This window comes from Enterobacter sp. SORGH_AS_0287 (genome assembly GCF_031453695.1).
Lineage (GTDB): Bacteria > Pseudomonadota > Gammaproteobacteria > Enterobacterales > Enterobacteriaceae > Enterobacter > Enterobacter ludwigii.
On the sequence record NZ_JAVIZW010000001.1, the window covers coordinates 1,718,705 to 1,742,038 of the forward strand.

At 54.4% G+C, this 23,334-nt stretch carries 21 protein-coding genes; 4 read left to right on the forward strand and 17 right to left on the reverse strand.

The genetic code is table 11. The features are described from left to right. Positions 1-13: 13 nt before the first annotated feature. Positions 14-2,203, forward strand: a complete 2,190-nt coding sequence (gene fhuE, locus QE396_RS08200; RefSeq protein ID WP_047366426.1) for a ferric-rhodotorulic acid/ferric-coprogen receptor FhuE — start codon at positions 14-16, stop codon at positions 2,201-2,203. Between the two features lie 57 nt (positions 2,204-2,260). Here fhuE and ptsG read toward each other — a convergent pair whose 3' ends face one another. From ptsG to yceD, 14 genes are all read right to left on the reverse strand, one after another. Then, positions 2,261-3,694, reverse strand: a complete 1,434-nt coding sequence (gene ptsG, locus QE396_RS08205) for a PTS glucose transporter subunit IIBC (RefSeq protein WP_014169582.1) — start codon at positions 3,692-3,694, stop codon at positions 2,261-2,263. A gap of 297 nt (positions 3,695-3,991) precedes the next feature. After that, the gene (locus tag QE396_RS08210; protein ID WP_014169581.1) at positions 3,992-4,786 is read right to left on the reverse strand and encodes a metal-dependent hydrolase; all 795 of its coding nucleotides are present in this window, start codon (positions 4,784-4,786) and stop codon (positions 3,992-3,994) included. 10 nt (positions 4,787-4,796) lie between these two features. Next, a complete protein-coding gene (gene holB, locus QE396_RS08215) occupies positions 4,797-5,801 on the reverse strand; it encodes a DNA polymerase III subunit delta' (RefSeq protein ID WP_309950662.1) in 1,005 nt (334 codons plus the stop codon). Continuing rightward, positions 5,798-6,439, reverse strand: a complete 642-nt coding sequence (gene tmk, locus QE396_RS08220) for a dTMP kinase (RefSeq protein WP_309950664.1) — start codon at positions 6,437-6,439, stop codon at positions 5,798-5,800. Before tmk ends, holB begins: the two co-directional genes overlap by 4 nt. Next, positions 6,429-7,451 carry a cell division protein YceG gene (gene yceG, locus QE396_RS08225; RefSeq protein WP_014169578.1) on the reverse strand — a complete coding sequence of 341 codons (1,023 nt, stop codon included), beginning with the start codon at positions 7,449-7,451 and terminating at the stop codon, positions 6,429-6,431. Before yceG ends, tmk begins: the two co-directional genes overlap by 11 nt. 2 nt (positions 7,452-7,453) lie before the next feature. Further along, positions 7,454-8,263, reverse strand: coding sequence for an aminodeoxychorismate lyase (gene pabC, locus QE396_RS08230; RefSeq protein WP_309950667.1), 810 nt, complete (start codon positions 8,261-8,263; stop codon positions 7,454-7,456). Between the two features lie 121 nt (positions 8,264-8,384). Further along, the gene (gene fabF, locus QE396_RS08235; RefSeq protein ID WP_014169576.1) at positions 8,385-9,626 is read right to left on the reverse strand and encodes a beta-ketoacyl-ACP synthase II; all 1,242 of its coding nucleotides are present in this window, start codon (positions 9,624-9,626) and stop codon (positions 8,385-8,387) included. Positions 9,627-9,715: 89 nt separating this feature from the next. Further along, positions 9,716-9,952: an acyl carrier protein gene (acpP, locus tag QE396_RS08240; protein WP_003857954.1), complete on the reverse strand. Its 237-nt coding sequence runs from the start codon at positions 9,950-9,952 to the stop codon at positions 9,716-9,718. 154 nt (positions 9,953-10,106) lie between these two features. Beyond that, positions 10,107-10,841 carry a 3-oxoacyl-ACP reductase FabG gene (gene fabG / locus QE396_RS08245; protein ID WP_014169575.1) on the reverse strand — a complete coding sequence of 245 codons (735 nt, stop codon included), beginning with the start codon at positions 10,839-10,841 and terminating at the stop codon, positions 10,107-10,109. A 12-nt stretch (positions 10,842-10,853) separates the two neighbouring features. Continuing rightward, positions 10,854-11,783, reverse strand: coding sequence for an ACP S-malonyltransferase (fabD, locus tag QE396_RS08250; RefSeq protein WP_020884668.1), 930 nt, complete (start codon positions 11,781-11,783; stop codon positions 10,854-10,856). Between the two features lie 15 nt (positions 11,784-11,798). Beyond that, complete coding sequence (locus tag QE396_RS08255; RefSeq protein ID WP_020884669.1) at positions 11,799-12,752, reverse strand: beta-ketoacyl-ACP synthase III; 954 nt, start codon at positions 12,750-12,752, stop codon at positions 11,799-11,801. 6 nt (positions 12,753-12,758) lie between these two features. Beyond that, positions 12,759-13,793 (reverse strand): phosphate acyltransferase PlsX, encoded by a 1,035-nt coding sequence (plsX, locus tag QE396_RS08260; protein ID WP_065240342.1) that lies wholly within the window; start codon positions 13,791-13,793, stop codon positions 12,759-12,761. A gap of 80 nt (positions 13,794-13,873) precedes the next feature. Beyond that, a complete protein-coding gene (rpmF, locus tag QE396_RS08265; RefSeq protein ID WP_003857964.1) occupies positions 13,874-14,047 on the reverse strand; it encodes a 50S ribosomal protein L32 in 174 nt (57 codons plus the stop codon). Between the two features lie 16 nt (positions 14,048-14,063). Continuing rightward, positions 14,064-14,585 carry a 23S rRNA accumulation protein YceD gene (gene yceD, locus QE396_RS08270; protein WP_014169570.1) on the reverse strand — a complete coding sequence of 174 codons (522 nt, stop codon included), beginning with the start codon at positions 14,583-14,585 and terminating at the stop codon, positions 14,064-14,066. A 140-nt stretch (positions 14,586-14,725) separates the two neighbouring features. Here yceD and QE396_RS08275 point away from each other — a divergent pair, with 140 nt between their 5' ends. Next, entirely contained in the window at positions 14,726-15,310 is a 585-nt protein-coding gene (locus QE396_RS08275) for a nucleoside triphosphate pyrophosphatase (RefSeq protein WP_309950680.1), read from the forward strand. A gap of 63 nt (positions 15,311-15,373) precedes the next feature. Here the strand turns inward: QE396_RS08275 and rluC are convergent, their stop codons facing one another. Continuing rightward, positions 15,374-16,321 carry a 23S rRNA pseudouridine(955/2504/2580) synthase RluC gene (gene rluC, locus QE396_RS08280; RefSeq protein WP_014169568.1) on the reverse strand — a complete coding sequence of 316 codons (948 nt, stop codon included), beginning with the start codon at positions 16,319-16,321 and terminating at the stop codon, positions 15,374-15,376. 572 nt (positions 16,322-16,893) lie between these two features. On the opposite strand from rluC, the gene rne reads away from it, so the two are divergent. Further along, on the forward strand, positions 16,894-20,004 hold the full coding sequence (gene rne / locus QE396_RS08285) for a ribonuclease E (RefSeq protein WP_020884673.1): 3,111 nt from the start codon (positions 16,894-16,896) through the stop codon (positions 20,002-20,004). A 40-nt stretch (positions 20,005-20,044) separates the two neighbouring features. Here the strand turns inward: rne and QE396_RS08290 are convergent, their stop codons facing one another. Beyond that, entirely contained in the window at positions 20,045-21,070 is a 1,026-nt protein-coding gene (locus tag QE396_RS08290) for a LysR family transcriptional regulator (protein ID WP_080127478.1), read from the reverse strand. Between the two features lie 19 nt (positions 21,071-21,089). On the opposite strand from QE396_RS08290, the gene QE396_RS08295 reads away from it, so the two are divergent. Beyond that, positions 21,090-22,304 carry an MFS transporter gene (locus tag QE396_RS08295; protein WP_020884675.1) on the forward strand — a complete coding sequence of 405 codons (1,215 nt, stop codon included), beginning with the start codon at positions 21,090-21,092 and terminating at the stop codon, positions 22,302-22,304. Positions 22,305-22,379: 75 nt separating this feature from the next. Here the strand turns inward: QE396_RS08295 and flgL are convergent, their stop codons facing one another. After that, on the reverse strand, positions 22,380-23,333 hold the full coding sequence (flgL, locus tag QE396_RS08300) for a flagellar hook-associated protein FlgL (RefSeq protein WP_014169564.1): 954 nt from the start codon (positions 23,331-23,333) through the stop codon (positions 22,380-22,382). Position 23,334: the final 1 nt, after the last annotated feature.

Genomic DNA, 23,334 nt, shown 5'->3' on the forward strand with positions numbered 1-23,334 from the left:
TAAGGGTTTGATGATGTCTTTCATTACTCATACCAGGGATGGGCAACGCCAGCCTGTCGCAACACCTTCGTTGCTGACAGCCTGTATTGCTATGGCATTGATGCCAACCGTCAGTTTTGCCGCCTCCACGACCGAAGATACGGTAGTTGTGGAGGGTGGCTTTGATAACGTACAGGATCCCTCCAGCGGACAGGATCAGGACTACAGCGTAAAAACCACCACCACCGGGACCAAACTGTTACTTGTTCCCCGCGATATCCCCCAGTCCGTCAGCGTGATTAGCCAGCAGCGCATGGTAGATCAGAACCTGCAGTCAGTCGGCCAGGTATTGACCAACACCACCGGCGTAACGGCCCAGGTGCAGGACAGCGACCGCACCGTATTTTACTCGCGCGGATTCTTCGTCAGTAACTATGCGTTCGATGACCTGCCGACCTCCATCAGCGAAGTATGGAACTTCGGCGACACCGCCGCCGACACCGCCATTTATGACCGTATAGAGGTGGTTCGCGGCGCTACCGGGCTGATGTCCGGCACCGGTAACCCATCCGCCTACGTCAATATGGTGCGCAAGCACGCAGACAGTAACGTATTCAAAGGGAACGTCTCCGCCAGCTACGGCAGCTGGGACAAGCAGCGCTATGTGCTGGATTTACAGGCCCCGCTGGTAGAGTCTGGCAATGTGCGCGGTCGTCTGATCACCGGTTACCAGGACAACGACAGCGCTGTGGATAACTACCACTACCGTAAAAAATTCCTCTATGGCGTGGTGGATGCCGACGTCACCGACAGCACAACCCTCTCCGTAGGCTATGAATACCAGGAAAGTCACACCGCCGATCCCACCTGGGGCGGGCTGCCAACCTGGTATAGCGACGGAAGCAAAACCCATTACAACCGCAGCCAGACCGTTGCGCCTGACTGGGCTTACTCGGATAAAGACAACACCCGTATCTTTGCCAACCTGACCCAACGTTTTGACAACGGCTGGGAAGCGCACATCAACGGCATGCATGCGGAAACCCATTTCGACAGCAAACTGATGTATATATCAGGCTATCCGGATAAAGAGACCGGGGTGGGCATGGTCGGCTACGGCGGCTGGAACCGCGGTGAACGGAAGCAGGATGCCATCGACGCCTTCCTGCGTGGCGATTTCAGCCTTTTTGGTCGTCAGCATGAGATGATGTTTGGCGGGAGCTTCAGCCGCCAGCGTAACCATTACGATAACAGCATGCCGGATGCGTTATACGGTATGGTGGATGTGGGTAATTTTAAAAACTGGAATGGCAAAATCGCCGACCCGCAGTGGACACCGTGGAAGCTCTATAGCCAGGACGACATTCGCCAGTCATCGGCGTATACCTCGGCCCGATTCTCGCTGGCCGACCCGCTACACCTGATCCTTGGCGCGCGTTACACCAACTATAACATTCGCTACAACCCGGCAGGCTCCCCGGATACCCGTCTGGAAAGTTCCAAAGATGACGTAACGCCTTATGCAGGACTGGTTTATGACATCAATGAAGACTGGTCGACCTATGTCAGCTACACCTCTATTTTCCAGCCACAGGACAAGCGTGACGCGAGCGGCCGTTACCTCGACCCTACGACCGGGAAAAGCTACGAAGCGGGGGTGAAAGCGGACTGGTTCAACACCCGCCTGACCACCTCACTGGCCGTTTTCCGTATTGAACAGGATAACGTGGCGAGCAATACCTACACCTATATGCCGAGCGGCGAATCTATTTATGAATCACTGGATGGCGTAGTCAGCAAAGGGATTGAATTTGAGCTAAACGGTGCACTGACCGACAACTGGCAGTTAACCTTCGGGGCGACACGGTTTATTGCAGAAGATAAGCGCGGGAATGCCATCAGTTCCGATCAGCCACGCACGACCATGAAGCTGTTTACCCGTTATCAATTGCCTATGCTGCCGGAACTGGCGGTGGGCGGCGGGGTGAACTGGCAGAATAAAGTGTGGACGGATGTGGAGGGTGGCCCGGCAGGCCAGTCCCGTGCAGAACAGGGCAGCTATGCGCTGGTGAATCTCTTCAGCCGTTATCAGGTCACCAGGGATCTGGCCTTGCAGGCCAACGTTAACAACCTGTTTGATAAAAAATACTACGACTACGTCGGGTCATACGTTGTCTATGGCGCGCCGCTGAACGTCTCCGTCAGCGCGAATTACTCTTTTTAAGTTTCTACCCATAAAAAAGGCAGCCATTCGGCTGCCTTAGTCTCCCCAGGTCACAGCTTAGCTGTTGCGGATGTACTCATCCATTTCGGTTTTCAGGTTATCGGATTTAGTCCCGAAGATTGCCTGAACGCCCGAACCAGCAACAACAACCCCTGCTGCACCCAGTTTTTTCAGACCCGGCTGGTCTACTTTCGCGACGTCGGCAACGCTAACACGCAGACGAGTAATGCACGCGTCCAGGTTAGTGATGTTCTCTTTCCCGCCGAATGCGGCAACCAGAGCCGGAGCCATTTCGCTTGTCGCGGTGGCTTTGCTGTCTTCTGACGCATCTTCACGACCTGGTGTTTTCAGATCCAGTGCTTTGATCAGCACGCGGAAGATGGTGTAGTAAACAACGGCATAGCACGCACCAACGATTGGGAACAGCCACAGTTTGCTGCTGTTACCGGACAGAACGATGAAGTCGATCAGGCCGTGAGAGAAGGACGTACCGTCACGCATACCCAGCAGGATACAGATTGGGAACGCCAGACCCGCCAGAACCGCGTGAATGATGTACAGGATCGGCGCAACGAACATGAAGGAGAACTCGATCGGCTCGGTGATACCGGTCAGGAACGAGGTCAACGCTGCGGAGATCATGATACCGCCCACTTTTGCACGGTTCTCTGGTTTAGCAGAGTGCCAGATAGCAATTGCCGCTGCCGGCAGACCGTACATTTTGAACAGGAAGCCACCAGACAGTTTACCTGCAGTTGGGTCACCCGCCATGTAACGTGGGATATCACCGTGGAATACCTGACCTGCTGCGTTGGTGAATTCACCAATCTGCATCTGGAATGGAACGTTCCAGATGTGGTGCAGACCAAATGGTACCAGGCAACGCTCGATGAAGCCGTAGATACCAAACGCCACAACCGGGTTCTGATAAGCAGCCCACTGAGAGAAGGTCTGGATCGCGGAACCGATTGGTGGCCAGATGAAGGACAGGATCACGCCAGTGAAAATCGCTGCCAGGCCAGAAATAATCGGAACAAAACGCTTGCCCGCGAAGAAGCCCAGATACTCAGGCAGCTTGATGCGATAGAAGCGGTTGAACATGTACGCTGCAATCGCACCGGAGATGATACCGCCCAGAACACCGGTGTCTGCCAGGTGTTTCGCAGCGATCTCTTCTGCCGGTAAATGCAGAACCAGTGGCGCAACCACTGCCATGGTTTTCACCATGATGCCGTAGGCAACAACTGCAGCCAGCGCAGAAACGCCGTCGTTATTGGTGAAGCCCAGCGCCACACCGATAGCGAAGATCAGAGGCATGTTAGCAAAGACGGAACCGCCTGCTTCGGCCATCACGTGGGAAACTACGGCTGGCAGCCAGCTGAAGTTAGCAGAACCGACACCCAGCAGGATACCTGCGATAGGCAGTACGGATACTGGCAGCATCAGCGATTTACCGACCTTTTGCAGGTTAGCAAATGCATTCTTAAACATAATTGAGAGTGCTCCTGAGTATTTGTGCTTTTTTTACGCTTTCACGCATTGGCCCGGGGGGAGTACCGTGCCGTGGACAGGACATCTAAGCGCCCTTTATTTATTACACAGAGTAAAATAATTCCCTCTGAGTTTGTTTGACGGCTATCACGTTTCAGCTTAAGACGGTCGAAAAACTTTCAGTTATTTACAAAAAGCATTTCTGGATGTGTCTAAATACACCTTCACCGCCCCAAATGAGGCGGTGAACTTTACTCGTTTTATGTATTAATTACGAGCCTAAAAAAAACAGGCGTATCAAACAGATTGCAGGCGGGCGGGGTCGATATGGAACAGCGTAGAGAAGTTGTCCGTCGTGACGCGAGCCAGCTCTTCAATGCTGACGCCTTTAAGCACGGCCATGTACTCGGCTACGTCTCTCGTCATGGCTGGCTGATTTTCTTTACCGCGATGCGGCACCGGTGCCAGATACGGAGAGTCTGTTTCCACGAGGATGCGATCGAGCGGAACATAGCGTGCAGCCTCGCGGAGTTGCTCAGCGTTACGGAACGTCACGATCCCCGAAAACGAGATATAAAACCCTAAATCAAGCAGTTTACCCGCTGTTTCTCTGTCTTCTGTGAAACAGTGTAGTACGCCACCGCAATCCGTCACCTTTTCTTCCTTCAGGATCGCCAGCGTATCGGCGCGCGCATCACGGGTATGGACAATCACCGGCTTGTTGAGCTCGCGACCAATGCGAATATGATGGCGGAAGGACGCTTGCTGGCGCGGTTTCGTTTCCGGCGTGTAGTAGTAATCCAGCCCGGTTTCCCCCATCGCCACGACGCCCTCTTCTGCGGCCAGCCGGCGCAGTTCCTCAACGTCATACTCTTCATCCTGATTGAGCGGATGCACGCCACAGGAGAAAACAACGTTCTCGCGCTCGCCCACCAGCTCACGCATGGCGCGATACCCCGGTAACGTTGTCGCCACGGCAAGGCAAAACTTCACATCACGGGCAGCGGCTTTGGCCAGCACGTCGTCCACGTTTTTATGCAGGGATTGATAATCCAGGCCATCAAGATGGCAGTGTGAGTCGACTAAAAACATAATGTCTCTCTTAGAGATGGGAAACAGGCGGTGTCACGCCTGGTTGCAGGTAATGTTCGATACGCAGCAACTGGTCGGTCAGTAAAAGCTCGCGATTAAGACCGGTCACTGTTAAAAGTTGTTCACGACTCTGACAGATATCGTGAAGGATAGCGTGTAATGATGCGCCTGACAGGCTGTTCGCCAGCGTGTTAACCAGCGGCCAGACATCCGGGTTGGTCAGTAGCTTTGCTCCTTGCTGGAGTTTGAGCGCATCCAGAAGTAAGGAAGCCAGCCAGTGCAGACGTTCCGCGGCCTGCTCGCCGTTAAGCACAGGCAATAAACTTAGCCAGTCGCGGCTGGTGATGGAAGACTCAACGGCCCGGCAGAGCGCGTCTCGCTGTGACCAGACCTCTGGCTGCAGTAATGCCAGCGCCGCCGCGGGTGCACCGCTGCTCAGGCGCAACGCAGAGAGCGCCCCTTCCTGTGACGTTGTCACTTCTCGCTCAAGCCAGCTCAGCGCCCATGATTCCTGAGGCACCGCGAGGTGATGAAGACGACAACGGCTGCGCAGCGTTGCCAGCAAACGCCCCGGGTCACGACAGGAGAGAAGGAACCACGTTTTCTCTGGCGGTTCTTCCAGCGTTTTAAGCAGCGCATTCGCCGCCGCCTCGGTAAGCTGTGCTGCGTCTTTGAGCCAGACGACTTTTGCGCCGCTGAGCCGCGCATGTTCGTACAATTTTTCACTGACTTCACGCACGGCATCAATACCGAGCGCGCTTTTGCCCTTCTCAGGCTCGAGCGTATAATAGTCAGGGTGCGTGCCCGCCTGCATTAACTGGCAGCCACGGCATTTACCACAGCTTTTATGGCCTTCCGGCTGCTGACACATCAGGAAGCGGGTGATGGCGTAAATCAATGCATCATCCCCCATTCCCGGCAGTGCCTGAATCAGTAACGCATGATGCCCCCGACCAGCCTGATAGCTTTCGATCAGCTTTTCAAAATGCGGGCGCAACCATGGGTACCATTTCATGCCTGTTGCTCCTGTAGCCACTGCGTAACCGTCTTCTGAATTGCGCGGGTGACCTCTTCCAGGGATTGCGTCGCATCAATGGTGCGAATACAGCCATCCTGATCCGCCAGTTCCAGATAGCGCGCGCGGGTACGGTTAAAGAAATCAAAAGACTCCTGCTCAATGCGGTCCAGCTCACCGCGAGCACGGGCGCGCTTGAGACCCACTTCCGGCGTCACATCCAGATAGAGCGTCAGGTCAGGGCGAAAATCACCCAGCACCACATCGCGCAGCGTGGCCAGCATCGTCTGGTCAATACCACGTCCACCGCCCTGATAAGCCTGGGTCGACAGATCGTGACGATCGCCAATTACCCACTTGCCATTAGCCAGGGCCGGTTTAATGACCGTCTCCACCAGCTGCACACGCGCCGCGTAGAACATCAATACTTCGGCTTTATCTGTGATGACCTCGTCACCAACGGATTTGATATCCAGCACCAGGCTTCGCAGCTTTTCGGCCAGTTGCGTACCGCCGGGCTCGCGGGTAAATACCATGTCCGCAACGCCAAGCGATTTGAGCGTATCCACCACCACGTTGCGGGCCGTGGTTTTACCCGCCCCTTCGAGTCCCTCAATGACAATGTATTTACTGCGCATTTTTTTCCTTAAGTGCCTTCAGATAGTCCTGAACGGAGCGATTATGGCTGGCAAGGTTGGTGTTAAAGGTATGCCCCCCTTTTCCATCAGCCACAAAATAGAGATACGGTGTTTTAGCAGGATGCGCAGCCGCACGCAGGGAAGCCTCGCTCGGCGTGGCAATCGGGCCCGGCGGCAGACCGCTAATCACGTAGGTATTATACGCCGTTGGCGTCTCCAGATCTTTTCTTGAAATCTTACCGGTATAACTCTCGCCCATTCCGTAGATGACGGTGGGGTCCGTTTGCAGACGCATGCCGATACGCAGACGGTTAATGAAGACCGATGCCACCTGATCGCGTTCGGCGGCGACGGCCGTCTCTTTCTCAATAATTGAGGCCATCGTGACAAACTGGTTTTGATCTTTGTATGGCAGACCGTCCATGCGCCCTTCCCAGGCGGAATCGACGGCTGCCACCATCTTTTTATGCGCCCGCTTGAGGATAGCCACATCGGTCGTGCCTGCGGTGTACATCCATGTGTCTGGCCAGAACCAGCCTTCCACCCACTCAGGGTGTTCAAATTTCAGTACCTCGGCCACCGTCTGATAGCGGTCATCTTTCAGGGTATGCTTAATGTACGGAGCATCGCGCAGCTGTTCGAGATAATCGCTCAGGCGCATCCCCTCAACAAAACGCAGCGGGAACTGCGCTTCTTTACCGCTTTCCAGCAGCTGAAGCATCTCTTTGACGGTCATCCCCGGCGTAAAGCGATAGGTACCGGCTTTGAAATGAGACAGTTCAGGCTCGATACGTAACAGCCACTGAAACACGCGCGGACGGTTAATGATCTTGTCGCCATAAAGCTGTTCGCCAAGCGCCAGGCGGCCCGTCCCCGCTTTCAGGGTAAAAATCGTCTCGTCTTTAATCAGGATCTTACTGTTCGCCAGCTGACGAACTTTCCACACTCCCGCTCCGCCGGCAACACCCAGCGCAACGATAAGGAGGAGGACAAAGCGCAACATTTTCTTCATGACTATCGGGTTTGCTCACATATCGGGGCTAAAAACTGAAACAGCTCGCGCGAGGACAAGCTGTATTGACCATACGCGCGGACGGGTACAACCGGCATCAGCGCATTACAGATGATAATTTCATCAGCCTGGTGCAGCGCCTCTTCTCTCGCGTTCACTTCGACAACGCGAAAGCCAGAGTGTGCCAGCTGCTGCAAACAAAACTGACGCATAATCCCGTTGACGCCGGCCTGCTCGAGCGACGGCGTATAAACATCGCTCCCCTGCCGCCAGAGTAAATTAGCCGCACAGCATTCCGTAATAAACCCTTCGCTGTCAAGAACCAGCGCCTCATCAGCGTCCGTCTGTTCAAGATGAGTGCGAATCAGTACCTGTTCAAGGCGGTTGAGGTGTTTTATACCGGCAAGCATGGGGTTTCGCCCCAGACGTACCGGGCTGAGCGTCAGCGTAACGCCCTCTTCACGCCAGCGCGGATAATGAGCAGGACAGGCAGACACCGAAAGGATCCGCGTTGGGTGCTGGCAAGCTGAACCGCTGTATCCCCGGCCACCGCTGCCGCGGCTGATGATCACCTTCAGAACACCGCTTTGCTTCCCGGCCGCCAGCTGGCACATCTCCTGACGCAATGTGTCCCAGTGCGTGAAGGGGATCATCAAGGCTTCACAACCCTGCTGAAGACGACGAAGGTGCGCCTTGAGCAGGCAGACATTGCCGTCGAGAATGCGCGCTGTCGTAAAGCAGCCATCACCAAACTGAGTTGCCCTGTCACCAGCAGGCAGCGTGTTTTGCTCAAGGCCATTGATTAAAAACATGGTGGCTCCTTATGCGTGGGCATTTAGTCTGGCAGGATGCCATGCAGCCGACAAGAAGATTAGGCTTAATAAAAAAGGCCCGACAAGCGGACCTTTTTTAATCGCCATGATGCAGTCAGGCTCAGATCTTTTTGAAGATCAGTGAACCGTTAGTACCACCAAAGCCGAAGGAGTTACACAGGGTGTACTCCATACCACTTACCTGACGCGCTTCGTGAGGAACGAAGTCCAGGTCACAACCTTCATCCGGATTATCCAGGTTGATGGTTGGCGGAACAGCCTGATCGCGCAGCGCAAGGATAGAGTAGATAGACTCTACTGCACCCGCCGCACCCAACAGGTGACCGGTCATGGATTTTGTGGAGCTCACCAGCACGCGGCTGGCGTATTCGCCGAAGATAGACTTAACAGCCTGAGCTTCTGCTTTATCGCCTGCAGGCGTAGAAGTACCGTGCGCGTTAACGTAACCGATGTGCTCCGGGGTAAGACCCGCGTCGCGAATCGCGTTGGCCATTGCCTGCGCGGCGCCCGCACCATTTTCTGGTGGTGACGTCATGTGGTATGCATCGCTGCTCATCCCGAAGCCGACAACTTCAGCATAAATCTTCGCGCCACGTTTTTTAGCATGTTCGTACTCTTCAAGTACGATCATACCCGCACCGTCACCCAGCACGAAACCGTCACGGTCTTTGTCCCACGGACGGCTTGCCGCCTGCGGGTTATCGTTGCGGGTAGACAGCGCACGCGCTGCACCAAAGCCACCCACTCCCAGCGGAGTACTGGCTTTTTCCGCACCGCCCGCAACCATAGCATCTGCATCGCCGTACGCAATCATGCGCGCGGCCTGGCCGATGTTATGCACGCCAGAGGTACATGCGGTAGCGATAGAAATGCTTGGCCCACGCAGGCCGAACATGATGGTCAGATGACCTGCCACCATATTAACAATCGTGGACGGAACGAAGAACGGGCTGATTTTACGCGGGCCGCCATTCATCAGAGATGTATGGTTTTCCTCGATCAGACCCAGACCGCCAATCCCGGAACCGATAGCGGCACCGATACGGGTTGCGTTCTCTTCCGTAATTTCAAGGCCAGAATCCTGCATGGCCTGAACGCCAGCGACAATTCCATATTGAATGAAGGCATCCATCTTGCGCTGTTCTTTGCGCGAGATGATCTCTTCACAGTTAAAATCCTTTACTAAGCCAGCAAATTTCGTTGCATAGGCGCTAGTATCGAAATGGTCGATTAGGCTGATGCCGCTCTGACCGGCAAGGAGAGCTTTCCAGGTGGACTCTACGGTATTGCCGACAGGAGACAACATGCCAAGTCCGGTCACAACTACACGACGCTTAGACACGTTTGTCCTCCAGGGAGGGATAAAAAAGGGATTCGTGGGACAAAAAAGATAAAACTCAGGCGGTCGAATGACCGCCTGGAGATGTTCACTTACGCCTGGTGACCGTTGATGTAATCAATGGCAGCCTGAACGGTGGTGATCTTCTCAGCTTCTTCGTCCGGAATCTCAGTATCAAACTCTTCTTCCAGAGCCATTACCAGCTCAACGGTGTCAAGAGAATCTGCGCCCAGGTCTTCAACGAAGGAAGCGGAGTTCACAACTTCTTCCTGCTTAACGCCCAGCTGTTCGCCGATAATTTTCTTAACGCGTTCTTCGATAGTGCTCATACTCTTAAATTTCCTATCAAAACTCGCTTTCGCGATGGTTTTCGTAGTGTATAAAATGTTGAAAAATTTGCAACTAAATCCCGGCAGTTCTTACCACGATTTTACGTTATTTTGAGGCCATTCGCCCTAATAACGCAAATATTTTTCATCGTGATTAAACCATGTACATCCCGCCGTTGACGTGGAGGGTCTCACCAGTGATGTAACCCGCTTCGTCAGAGGCTAAAAATGCAACCGCGCTGGCAATTTCTTTAGGGTCGCCTAAGCGGCCCGCTGGAACAGCTGCCAGCGTACCCGCACGCTGCTCATCAGTTAGCGCACGCGTCATGTCCGTTTCAATAAAGCCCGGAGCAACAACGTTTACAGTAATACCGCGGGACGCAACTTCACGTGCCAGCGACTTACTGAAACCGATCAGACCTGCTTTCGCCGCAGCGTAGTTAGCCTGACCAGCATTTCCCATGGTACCAACCACAGAACCGACAGTGATAATACGACCATGACGCTTTTTCATCATAGCGCGCATTACCGCTTTTGACAGACGGAATACAGATGACAGGTTGGTTTCGATGATATCGTTCCACTCGTCGTCTTTCATTCGCATTAACAGGTTATCACGAGTGATCCCGGCATTATTTACCAGAATATCCACTTCGCCAAATTCTGCGCGAATATTTTCCAGAACAGATTCGATAGATGCAGGTTCGGTCACATTCAGAACCAGACCTTTACCGTTCGCACCCAGATACTCGCTGATGGCCTTAGCGCCATTCTCGCTGGTTGCTGTACCAATCACTTTCGCGCCGCGCGCAACCAGTGTTTCAGCAATTGCACGCCCGATACCGCGGCTTGCGCCAGTGACCAGGGCAATTTTTCCTTCAAAACTCATGGTATTCCTCTTTTATTGCGAGAGTGCCGCTGACATCGCGTCCGGCTCGTTAATTGCCGAAGCAGTCAGGGTGTCAACAATACGTTTTGTCAGACCGGTGAGGACTTTACCTGGGCCGACTTCATACAGATGCCCAACGCCCTGAGAGGCCATAAACTCAACGGTTTTGGTCCACTGTACCGGGCTGTAGAGCTGGCGAACCAGCGCATCACGGATAGCGTCCGGCGAGGTTTCGCATTTCACATCGACGTTGTTCACAACGGAGATTGTCGGTGTGTTAAAAGTAATTTTTTCAAGCTCAACGGCCAGTTTATCGGCAGCAGGTTTCATCAGTGCGCAGTGGGACGGTACGCTGACGGGCAGCGGCAGAGCGCGTTTCGCGCCTGCAGCTTTACAGGCTGCACCAGCACGTTCAACCGCGTCTTTATGACCGGCGATAACCACCTGGCCTGGCGAGTTGAAGTTAACGGGAGACACCACCTGACCTTCAGCGGATTCTTCACACGCTTTTGCAATCGCAGCGTCATCGAGGCCGATGATAGCAGACATGCCACCGGTGCCTTCAGGTACTGCTTCCTGCATGAACTTACCGCGCAGTTCAACCAGACGCACCGCGTCAGCAAACGCGATAACACCGGCACACACCAGCGCAGAGTATTCACCCAGGCTATGGCCCGCGAGCAGCGCTGGCGCTTTACCGCCCTGCTGCTGCCAGACACGCCACAGCGCAACGGACGCCGTCAACAGCGCTGGCTGAGTCTGCCAGGTTTTGTTCAGCTCTTCGGCTGGCCCCTGTTGGGTCAGCGCCCACAAATCATAACCCAGCGCAGCGGAAGCTTCACGGAAAGTCTCTTCGATAGCCGGATACTTTGCTGCCATTTCAGACAACATCCCAACGGCCTGAGAACCCTGGCCCGGGAACACAAAAGCAAATTGCGTCATTATTTAATCCTTATACTAGAAACGAACCAGCGCGGAACCCCAGGTGAACCCGCCACCAAAGGCTTCAAGCAAGACCAACTGGCCCCGTTTGATTCGTCCGTCACGTACCGCTTCATCAAATGCGCACGGTACTGACGCCGCAGAGGTATTGCCGTGACGATCCAGCGTCACCACAACGTTATCCATCGACATGCCCAGCTTTTTAGCGGTCGCGCTGATGATGCGCAGGTTCGCCTGATGCGGCACCAGCCAGTCGAGTGCGGAGCGGTCAAGGTTATTCGCTTCCAGCGTTTCATCGACAATGTGCGCAAGCTCAGTCACCGCCACCTTGAACACCTCATTACCGGCCATCGTCAGGTAAATAGCGTTATCCGGATTAACGCGATCGGCGTTAGGCAGGGTCAGTAATTCGCCGTAGCTGCCATCGGCATGCAGATGCGTAGAGATGATGCCCGGCTCTTCGGACTGACAGAGCAGTACCGCGCCCGCACCATCACCAAAAATAATGATCGTCCCACGATCGGTTGGATCGCAGGTACGTGCCAGCACGTCAGCACCGATGACCAGCGCATATTTCACGGCACCGGATTTAACATACTGATCGGCAACGCTCAGCGCATAGGTGAACCCTGCGCACGCTGCGGCAACGTCAAATGCCGGGCAGCCTTTAATCCCGAGCATGTTTTGCACCTGGCACGCTGCGCTTGGGAAGGCATGCGTGGCAGAGGTCGTGGCAACCACGATCAAGCCAATCTGATCTTTATCAATGCCCGCCATTTCGATAGCACGTTGCGCGGCTTCGTAACCCATGGTCGAAACGGTTTCGTCTGGCGCGGCAATACGACGTTCACGGATACCTGTGCGCGTGACAATCCACTCGTCAGACGTATCTACCATTTTTTCAAGATCGGCGTTGGTACGCACGTGTTTTGGCAGGTAGCTGCCGGTACCTAAAATCTTCGTATACATGTACGCTCAGTCACTTTTAGCTAATACAGATTCCAGGCGAGCGGCAATCCGCTGAGGGACTTGTCGCTGCACCGCCTGCACTGCCTGTTCAATGGCGACAGTAAATGCTCGCTGATTGGCGGCACCATGACTCTTAATCACGATGCCGCGCAATCCTAACAGACAGGCGCCATTATACTGGTCGGGGTTGAGGTGACTGAATCGCCGCGTCAGGCTTTTTTGTAACCAACGCTTTAATAAAATCAACCACCAGGCGCTTTTTTTGCCTTCTCCCTGCGATTTAAGCAGTGAGAGAAACATTCGCACGACCCCTTCCATGGTCTTCAACGTTACGTTCCCGGTGAAGCCATCACACACCAGAACATCCGTTTTCCCCGTCAGCAACTCATTGGCTTCGAGATAACCAATATAGTTGATGGAGGGAACCTGTTTGAGCAATTCGGCAGCTTCGCGAATACTGTCCAGGCCTTTGGTCTCTTCTTCACCGATGTTCAATAACGCAACACGGGGATTGTTTATCCCGACCACTTCTTCTGCCAGCACCGACCCCATCACGGCAAACTGAGCCAGCATTGTACTATCACAATCGACGTTAGCACCCAAATCGAGCACCACCGTCTTGCCCTTCTGCTGATGCGGTAATACCGTCACCAGCGCCGGACGCTCAATACCTTCAATAGGTTTGAGCAACAATTTCGACAGCCCCATCAGCGCGCCGGTATTTCCCGCACTGACGCAAGCCTCCGCGCGTCCTTCCTTCACCAGCTCCAGCGCCATTCGCATAGAACTGTCCCGGCTATTGCGAATCGCCTGCGATGGACGTGCATCACTGGCAATAACTGACTGCGCAGGAATAATCTGCAGACGCGAACGTTGTTCGAAGTCAGCTTTTGCAAGTAATGGCGTGATTGTGTCGGGATTGCCGACTAAAAGAAGTGTGAGTTGCGAATTAGAATTCAGTGCCTGCAAAGCTGCAGGCACTGTCACGGAAGGGCCAAAATCCCCTCCCATGACATCTAACGCCAGGGTTAGACGTGTCAAGGTATCGTCACAGCCTGGTTCGGTAAATTCCCCGTTTGCACGGGGAAATCCTCACTAAGCCTAATCACGCTGACGCGTGATTACTTAGTGATAACCTTGCGGCCGCGGTAGAAACCGTCAGCGGTGATGTGGTGACGCAGGTGTTTCTCACCAGAAGTCTTGTCTACAGACAGGCTGGTAACTGCAGTCAGCGCGTCATGGGAACGACGCATGCCACGTTTGGAACGGGTTGGTTTATTCTGTTGTACGGCCATGGACCTTACTCCTCAATTACTTACGCTTTAAGCTGGCTAATACGGCAAATGGGTTTGGTTTTTGCGCTTCATCAGGCAGTTCCCCAAAGACCATGTCCGCCTCGGACACTTCACAGTGTTCAGATTCATGCACCGGAACGACTGGCAAGGAGAGGATGATTTCATCTTCAACCAGAGCCAGAAGATCGATTTCACCGAATTCATTAACTTCAATCGGTTCATACGCTTCCGGGAGTGCTTCAGCCTGTTCGTCAGAACGGACCGGACTGAAACAATACGTTGTGTGAACATGCTGTACAAACGGTTTCCCGCAACGCTGACATTCGAGGGTTACCGTCACCTTTGCATCACCGGTTAAAACGGCGAGACGCTGGTTATCGATAGCGAACGACATGGAGCATTCTACATCACTGTCCACACTGACTACGGATTCGGCGACACGCTCAGCCTGATCGGAAGTATAAATACCTTCGTAATCGAGGCGTTTTTGAGCCGTGCGAACCGGATCAAGAGTCAGGGGTAATTTTACCTTTTGCATAGGGCGCGCATATTAACTTTGTAACGTCATATAGTCAAAGAAAAAGGCAACCACAGCTGCCTTTTGCCAATTATTCGCACACATTGCGGCCTGTAGTTTAAAATGGCTGGCATCGATACGCTATATCTGGTGATAAAAATATGCCAAATCTCGTTCTTGCCTCCACCTCACCCTACCGCCGAATGTTGCTGGAAAAGCTCGGGATCCCGTTTGAATGCGCGGCGCCGGAAGTTGACGAGACGCCGCAGCCGGGCGAATCACCGCGTCACCTGGTCACCCGTCTTGCGAAGGAGAAAGCGCAATCACTTACCGCACGCTACCCTTCGCATTTGATTATAGGCTCCGATCAGGTTTGTGTGCTGGACGGTGTTATCACCGGAAAGCCGCACACTGAAGCGAATGCCTGCCAGCAGCTTATGCAAGCGCGGGGCAATATCGTCACCTTTTATTCGGGTCTGGCACTCTACAACTCCGCCTCGGGTCACCTGCAAACCGAATGCGAACCTTTCGACGTCCATTTTCGCCATCTTAGCGAGCAGGAAATCGCCGACTATGTGCGTCGGGAGCGACCGCTCAATTGCGCCGGAAGCTTCAAAAGTGAAGGTCTGGGGATTGCCCTGTTCGACAAGCTGGACGGACGTGACCCGAACACGCTGGTCGGGTTGCCGCTGATAGCATTGTGCCAGATGCTCAGACGCGAGGAGTGTAATCCACTGAAGATGTGAGTATTACGGGTGATGCATCACTTACCGGCCAGGGAGACCTCAGGCCGGTAAGTGCCAGCCAAATCAGCCGCGCAGCACCTTCAGGCAGCGTTTTAACTGCTCATCAAGGGGGGCTTCAATGCGAATTGTTTCGCCGGTATTCGGGTGAGTGAACGTCAGTGCCGCCGCATGCAGGAACAGGCGTGACAACCCGGTGCCCGCCAGTTGCTTATCAAACTCCCTGTCGCCATAGCGGTCATCAAATGCGATCGGATGACCGGCATACTGCGTATGTACGCGGATCTGGTGGGTACGGCCGGTTACCGGGCTGCAGCGCACCAGCGTGGCGAACGCATAGCGCTCTTCCACTTTGAAACGCGTTTCAGACGGCTTCCCTTCCTGATTCACACGGACAATGCGCTCACCGCTTTGCAAAATATTCTTCAGCAAAGGTGCCTGCACCGCCTTAACGTGGGACTGCCAGTGGCCGCGAACCAGCGCCAGATAATCCTTCTGCATCCCTTTTTCACGCAGCTGCTCATGCAGGGAACGCAGGGCAGAACGTTTTTTTGCGACCAGCAGCACGCCGGAGGTATCGCGATCGAGACGGTGAACCAGTTCAAGGAAACGGGCTTCAGGGCGCAGCGCACGCAGGCCTTCAATCACGCCAAAGCTCAGACCACTCCCGCCATGGACAGCGGTACCTGACGGTTTATTCAGCACCAGGATATGATCATCCTCATAAAGGATAACGTCACTCAGGGCGGCCACTTTCTGCAACCTGGGTGAAACGACCTCTTCTTCGCGTTCCGCAACACGGACCGGTGGGATACGCACTTCATCACCGGCTTCGAGTTTGTACTCAGGCTTTACGCGTTTTTTGTTAACCCGCACTTCACCCTTGCGCAGGATGCGGTAAATCATGCTCTTTGGCACGCCTTTGAGTTGGGTGCGCAAAAAGTTATCGATACGTTGCCCCGCGTCGTCTTCCGCGATGGCAACCATTTTTACGGCTGGAGTCTCTGTTTTCATGGTTGGCGATTCTAAATATCGTCAGCCATTAGCGCCACTCATTTTTCTATGCTTATATTTACTTTTATCCGGCCTGTCCCCTGTTTCACGCAATCGATTTGGTGGTTATTAAACCAATCACCACCTTGAAGTGAAGAAACTGTGAGTAACCGGGTGATAATTGGTAAAAGTCATCTTGCTATAACCCGGCGAGCAGTGGAATAATGAACTCGTTTTCCGTGTTAAATCCTGGTTAAGTAAGGATCTCGACGGAATGACCAATTTTGTCTGACCGATCATCCACGCAGCAATGGCGTAAGACGTATTGATCTTTCAGGCAGTTAGCGGGCTGCGGGTTGCAGTACTTCCCGGTATAAGGATTGTTCTCTGGAGAGTTCTACCCAGGCAATTCCCCTGATAATTGCGCTGTGTTTCCGTATGAAATACAGGCAACCGACACTCTGCGCCTCTTAAGCGAGCGACAACCGTGAGGTTGGCGACGTGAATAGACACGAGGCCATCGGTTCATACCCCGGAAAGCGTCACCTTGCCCGCAGCTTTGTCGTCAATGTAAGAATAACGAGTAAGTTACGATGAAAAGAATGTTAATCAACGCAACTCAGCAAGAAGAGTTGCGTGTCGCCCTTGTGGATGGGCAGCGCCTGTACGATCTGGATATCGAAAGTCCTGGACACGAACAGAAAAAAGCGAACATTTACAAAGGTAAAATCACCCGCATTGAACCAAGCCTTGAAGCTGCATTTGTCGATTACGGTGCTGAGCGTCACGGTTTCCTCCCTCTGAAAGAAATCGCCCGCGAATATTTCCCTGCAAACTATAACTCCCATGGCCGCCCAAACATCAAAGATGTGCTGCGTGAAGGTCAGGAAGTCATTGTTCAGATTGATAAAGAAGAGCGTGGCAACAAAGGTGCCGCACTGACCACCTTTATCAGTCTTGCGGGAAGTTACCTGGTCCTGATGCCAAACAACCCGCGTGCCGGTGGTATCTCTCGCCGCATCGAAGGTGATGACCGTACCGAGCTGAAAGAAGCGCTGGCAAGTCTTGAGCTGCCTGACGGCATGGGGCTTATCGTGCGTACCGCAGGCGTCGGCAAATCTGCCGAAGCGCTGCAGTGGGACTTAAGCTTCCGTCTGAAGCACTGGGAAGCAATCCAGAAAGCGGCAGAAAGCCGCGCAGCGCCGTTCCTGATTCACCAGGAAAGCAACGTGATTGTGCGTGCCTTCCGTGACTACCTGCGTCAGGACATCGGTGAGATTCTGATCGATAACCCGAAAGTGCTTGAGCTGGCGCGCCAGCACATTGCTGCGCTGGGTCGACCGGATTTCACCAGCAAAATCAAACTGTACACCGGTGAAATCCCGCTGTTCAGTCATTATCAGATTGAATCGCAGATTGAATCCGCTTTCCAGCGTGAAGTGCGTCTGCCATCCGGTGGTTCTATCGTTATTGATACGACCGAAGCGCTGACCGCCATCGACATCAACTCCGCACGTGCTACGCGCGGCGGTGATATCGAAGAGACAGCTTTCAACACCAACCTTGAAGCCGCTGATGAAATCGCCCGCCAGCTCCGCCTGCGTGACCTGGGTGGTCTGATTGTTATCGACTTTATCGACATGACCCCTGTTCGCCACCAGCGTGCGGTTGAAAACCGTCTGCGCGAAGCGGTACGCCAGGATCGTGCTCGTATCCAGATTAGCCATATCTCACGCTTCGGCTTGCTGGAGATGTCCCGTCAGCGTCTGAGCCCTTCACTCGGTGAATCCAGCCATCACGTCTGTCCGCGCTGCTCCGGTACCGGTACCGTTCGTGATAACGAATCTCTGTCCCTCTCTATTCTGCGTCTGATTGAAGAAGAAGCGCTGAAAGAGAACACCAAAGAGGTTCATGCCATTGTTCCCGTGCCAATTGCGTCCTACCTGCTAAACGAAAAACGTGCGGCCGTCAGCGCAATTGAATCACGCCAGGGCGATGTTCGCTGCATCATCGTGCCTAACGATCAGATGGAAACCCCGCACTACCACGTGCTGCGTGTCCGTAAGGGTGAAGAGACCAGCACGCTCAGCTATCTGCTGCCTAAGCTGCATGAAGAAGAGATGGCGCTGCCTTCCGATGAAGAACCTGCCGAGCGCAAACTGCCAGAGCAGCCAGCCTTAGCGACCTTCATCATGCCTGAAGCTCCGCCAGAAACGGCACTGGAAAAACCTGTGACCAAACCGGTTGCGCAAAAACCAGAAGCCGTTGCGGTCAAAGCCCAGCCAGAACAACCGGGTCTGCTGAGCCGCCTCTTCGGTGCGCTGAAGAAGATGTTTGCAGGCGAAGAAGTCCAGCAGCCTGAGCAACCGAAAGAAGCACCGAAAGAAGCGAAACCTGAACGTCAGCAGGACCGTCGTAAACGTCAGAACAACCGCCGTGACCGTAACGATCGTAATGACCGTAACGAACGCCGTGACAACCGTTCGGACAATAATGAGGGTCGTGAGCAACGCGAAGACAACCGTCGCAACCGTCGCGAGAAGCAACCGCAGAATGTTGAAGATCGTGAAATTCGCCAGCAGGCGGGCGATGAGTCTGAGAAGAGCAAACAGCGCGACGAGCAGCAGCCACGCCGTGAGCGTAGCCGTCGTCGTAACGACGAGAAGCGCCAGGCGCAGCAGGAAGTCAAAAACCTGAACCGCGAAGAGCCTGTTGAACAACAGGAAAGCGAGCAGGAAGAACGTACTCAGGTTATGCCGCGTCGTAAGCAGCGCCAGCTGTCACAGAAAGTACGTGTAGGTGCTCTGCAGGTGGAAGAGACCGTCATCGTCCCTGCAGAAGCAAGTGACACTGCACCAGGCACTCAACTGGCGAAAGTGGATCTGCCGGCCGTCGTCGAAAACAACGCTGAGCAAGACGATAACGGTGAAGGCCGTGATAACGCGGGTATGCCACGTCGTTCACGCCGTTCTCCGCGTCACCTGCGCGTCAGCGGTCAACGTCGTCGTCGTTATCGCGATGAGCGTTACCCGACACAGTCGCCAATGCCATTAACCGTAGCGTGCGCGTCTCCTGAAATGGCATCCGGTAAAGTCTGGATCCGCTACCCGGTTGCTCGTCAGGAACAGGTTGTGGAAGAACAGGCTGTCACCGAAGAGGTGATTGCCCCGGTAGCCGCAACTGAAGAAGCGGTAAATGAAGCCGCTATCGTGGTTGAGCCACAGGCCGTTGAGTCAGAAGCGCCTCATGCAGTAGACGTTGAAACCACGCACCCAGAAGTGATTGCCGCGCCGGTTGACGCCGCACCGCAGCTTATTGCTGAAGAAGACACCGTGGTCGCTGAAGACGTTGTTGCTGAGGTTCAGCCAGCAGCAACGGTAGAAGAGACCCCGGACGTGGTTGTTGAAACCGTGACTGAAGACGTGGTTCAGGACGTTGAAATTGACGTCGAACCGGTGCGTGAAGCCGCGAAAGCAGAAGAGCCAGAAGTGAAAGCCGAGCCGGTAATCACAGCGCCGGCCCCTGCTCACGTTGCGACAGCCCCGATGACTCGCGCACCTGCGCCGGAATATGTGCCGGAAGCGCCGCGTCACAGTGACTGGGTCCGCCCTGCGTTCAACTTTGACGGTAAAGGCTCTGCCGGTGGCCACAGTGCAACGCATCAGGCGACGGCACCGGCTACCCGTCCGCAGTCTGTTGAGTAACGACACATAGCGTAAAAAGCCGACCTTCGGGTCGGCTTTTTTATTGCTCGCGTGCCGGCTTTCTCATACCCGCAATGTCCGGCATCACCCTCTTCATCATCTCCAGAAAACGGCGTAAACGCGCCGGATAATAACGCGACCACGGATAAACCAGATGAACCGGGAGCGCGGCGGGCTGCCACTGTGGAAGCAAATGCACTAAGCGCCCTTCCTGGATATCCTGCTTGACCGTCCAGCTTGAAACCATCGCCACCCCTAACCCTGTCAGGGCGGTATTGCGCGCAACATGCAGGCTATCCGTGCTTAGTCGTGGCGCAATGGAGATACGTTTTACCTGCGCAAGATCATCCCACAACTCCACATGTCGCTGATAGAACGTGCTGATGGCAATCCAGGGAAGCGCCTGCAGATCCTCCGGTGTGTGAACCGGCGCAAACTGCTCCAGCAGCGCAGGCGAAGCTACCACACAGCGTGGCACTTCCGCCAACAGCACGGAGACGGTTGCCGGATCCACCTCTGCGCCAACTCGAATAGCACAATCCAGATTGTCGCTCAGAAAATCCACCGACTTATCGTTGAGCATCCACACCACCGACAGCTGAGGATAACGCTGCAAAAACTCCGTTAACGGTCTCAGGAGCTGATCCTGCCCAAAGGCGTGCGGTGCACGTACCCGTAACACCCCAACCGGCTCGTCCTCCGTCTGGCCGATTTCATCTTCCAGTGCCAGCCAGCTATCAATGACCCGCCGGGCATGTTGATAGCAGCGCTCGCCGTCATCGGTAAGTTTTGTTGCATGGGTGGTTCGCAATAAAAGCCGTACCCCCAGCAGCGTTTCCAGAGACTGAAGGCGGCGGCTCACCGTGGCCTGGCTCGTCGCAAGCAGTCTTGCCGCCCCGGATAGCGATCCGCTTTCCACAATACGAACAAATGTGCGCATGAGTTCCACCCTGTCTATACGCTCAACTCGCTTCATCATTTTCCCTGCTATACGCCAAACGTATAAGCGTTTTACCACCAGGCCCTCTACCGTCGCAAGGCGTAGTGATAAAAAATAGCGGCACATTATGAGTGAGGAACGTCTTATGAACACAACAACTGCTCCCCATGCCGCCAGTCGCTGGGTGATTTTTATGCTGGCTCTGGGGGCTGGCTTTAGCGTCGCATCCATTTACTACGCGCAACCGCTGCTGCCGCTGATAGGCGCCGACCTTCATCTTAGTATTGAAGGGATGGGGCTGGTCCCGACGCTGACCCAGGCAGGCTACGCGCTCGGTATTCTTTTTCTGTTGCCGCTTGGCGATCGTCACGACCGCAGGACGTTAATCCTGATAAAAAGCGCCGCCCTGGCACTGTTTCTGCTGGGCTGCAGCCTGACCGGGCAGCAGCACTCACTGCTGCTGGCAAGCCTGCTGATTGGCATGGCCGCGACCATGGCACAAGATATCGTTCCCGCAGCGGCTATCCTCGCCCCCGAAGGGAAGCAGGGAAAAACCGTGGGAACCGTGATGACAGGGTTGCTGATGGGTATCTTGCTGTCGCGAACCGTCAGCGGTGTGGTGGGTGAAGCTTTTGGCTGGCGCGTCATGTATCAGCTGGCCGCTGTAAGCATCGCATTTATTGGGGCGGTGATGTGGCGGGTACTCCCGCGTTTTGCCATTCACTCCACGCTGAGTTATCCCGCCCTGATGCGCTCAATGGAACATCTGTGGCGTCGCTATCCGGCTCTGCGTCGTGCAGCACTGGCACAGGGTTTTCTGTCGATTGCCTTTAGCGCCTTCTGGTCAACGCTGGCGGTCATGCTGCTGGAGCGCTATCACCTGGGGAGCGCCGTCGCGGGTGGTTATGGTATTGCCGGGGCCGCGGGGGCCTTAGCCGCCCCGCTGGCGGGAGGTCTGGCGGACAAGCTGGGCGCCGGAAAAGTCACGCAGCTTGGCGCGGCACTGGTTACCGTCTCGTTTGCCCTGATGTTCCTGATGCCCGCGCTGGGTCTTCATGGACAACTGATTCTGATTGCTGTCTCAGCCATCGGGTTTGATCTGGGGCTGCAGTCCAGTCTGGTGGCGCACCAGAATCTGGTCTATAGCCTTGAGCCTCAGGCCAGGGGGCGTCTTAACGCCCTGCTCTTTACGGTGGTCTTTATCGGCATGGCGTTGGGTTCGGCTGCGGGGAGTAAAATCTACACGCTGGCTGGCTGGACGGGCGTGGTTGCCCTGGCAACGGTATGCGGTGTCATTGCGCTGGCAATACGTCTGATTGAAAGTGCACGCGTCGCCTCCGCACCGGCAGAGATCGCGTAAAAAAAATGCCCAATCCACACGGATTGGGCAGTAAAACATGCCCAGTTTCAAGACATGTTCCAAGAGGTCAAGATGTTATCTGTTCAGCTGGAACAGGGACATGCCCTGCATATCGCTAAACGCTTTATAAGATGCCTGCAGCGCGGCCTGCTGCATGGTGTAAGAGGAGATCGCTGCGTTCCAGTCCACATCAACCAGGTCGCTCATCTGCTTAGTCTGGCCCAGTGCACGATCGTCACCAAGGTTATCCAGCTTTTCAAGCTCGTTCATCTTGGTACCTACATCAGCAGCGACAGTAAGAATGTTGTTCTGGGTATTTGTGATGCCGGTTTGAGCATCAGAAATGATTTTCCCCTGTGCTTCAGCTGCAGCAGAGTCGGTATCGACGGGAACCTTAAGCGCGGTAATCGCCGTATCGAGGATCTTGAACATGTTCGTCTCGCCATATCCGCCACCTGGCAGTTCTTTGGCGTTACTGGTGATGCTTTCGAAGATCTGCTGACCCGTGTGGCTAATGACCATATTACGCGCGGTATCAACCTGCTGCGAAATAGCCTCAGTACCGCCTTTGTAGTCACCGGTAACGGAATCAAACGGTGGCACTTCAGTCTTAAAGCCGGCAAAGATAAACCGACCATTACCATCCGCGGTGTTTGCAAGGTTCATCAATTGGTCGCGAATACCTTGCAAATCGCTCGCCAGCGACAGGCGATCGTCATCACTTAAGGTTGCGTTTCCGGCATAGACTAATTTCTCTTTAGCACTGGTGATAGCGGCAGTAACCTGGTTAAGCACATTATCTTCGAGAGAAACTTTTTGTGATGCGAACGATCTGGCCAACGCAAACTGGCTATTTTGTGACTGTGATTGTGACAGAACAATAGCCTGCGACGCCGCGATAGGATCGTCCGACGGACGATTGACACGCTTGCCGGTGGACATTTGTTCACCATAACTCAACCACTTGCTCTGGGAATCGGTGATCCCGCGCATGTTTTGGTCGTACATCATCTGGGTGCTAATACGCATG

Coding starts and splice junctions, on each gene's coding strand:
- pabC (WP_309950667.1), bottom strand. CDS start 8,263: ATGTTTTTAATCAATGGCCTTGAGCAAAACACGCTGCCTGCTGGTGAC.
- ptsG (WP_014169582.1), bottom strand. CDS start 3,694: ATGTTTAAGAATGCATTTGCTAACCTGCAAAAGGTCGGTAAATCGCTG.
- QE396_RS08295 (WP_020884675.1), top strand. CDS start 21,090: ATGAACACAACAACTGCTCCCCATGCCGCCAGTCGCTGGGTGATTTTT.
- rpmF (WP_003857964.1), bottom strand. CDS start 14,047: ATGGCCGTACAACAGAATAAACCAACCCGTTCCAAACGTGGCATGCGT.
- QE396_RS08255 (WP_020884669.1), bottom strand. CDS start 12,752: ATGTATACGAAGATTTTAGGTACCGGCAGCTACCTGCCAAAACACGTG.
- yceD (WP_014169570.1), bottom strand. CDS start 14,585: ATGCAAAAGGTAAAATTACCCCTGACTCTTGATCCGGTTCGCACGGCT.
- holB (WP_309950662.1), bottom strand. CDS start 5,801: ATGAAATGGTACCCATGGTTGCGCCCGCATTTTGAAAAGCTGATCGAA.
- rne (WP_020884673.1), top strand. CDS start 16,894: ATGAAAAGAATGTTAATCAACGCAACTCAGCAAGAAGAGTTGCGTGTC.
- rluC (WP_014169568.1), bottom strand. CDS start 16,321: ATGAAAACAGAGACTCCAGCCGTAAAAATGGTTGCCATCGCGGAAGAC.
- QE396_RS08210 (WP_014169581.1), bottom strand. CDS start 4,786: ATGTTTTTAGTCGACTCACACTGCCATCTTGATGGCCTGGATTATCAA.
- flgL (WP_014169564.1), bottom strand. CDS start 23,333: ATGCGTATTAGCACCCAGATGATGTACGACCAAAACATGCGCGGGATC.
- QE396_RS08275 (WP_309950680.1), top strand. CDS start 14,726: ATGCCAAATCTCGTTCTTGCCTCCACCTCACCCTACCGCCGAATGTTG.
- fabG (WP_014169575.1), bottom strand. CDS start 10,841: ATGAGTTTTGAAGGAAAAATTGCCCTGGTCACTGGCGCAAGCCGCGGT.
- fhuE (WP_047366426.1), top strand. CDS start 14: ATGTCTTTCATTACTCATACCAGGGATGGGCAACGCCAGCCTGTCGCA.
- QE396_RS08290 (WP_080127478.1), bottom strand. CDS start 21,070: ATGTGCCGCTATTTTTTATCACTACGCCTTGCGACGGTAGAGGGCCTG.
- yceG (WP_014169578.1), bottom strand. CDS start 7,451: ATGAAGAAAATGTTGCGCTTTGTCCTCCTCCTTATCGTTGCGCTGGGT.
- fabD (WP_020884668.1), bottom strand. CDS start 11,783: ATGACGCAATTTGCTTTTGTGTTCCCGGGCCAGGGTTCTCAGGCCGTT.
- tmk (WP_309950664.1), bottom strand. CDS start 6,439: ATGCGCAGTAAATACATTGTCATTGAGGGACTCGAAGGGGCGGGTAAA.
- acpP (WP_003857954.1), bottom strand. CDS start 9,952: ATGAGCACTATCGAAGAACGCGTTAAGAAAATTATCGGCGAACAGCTG.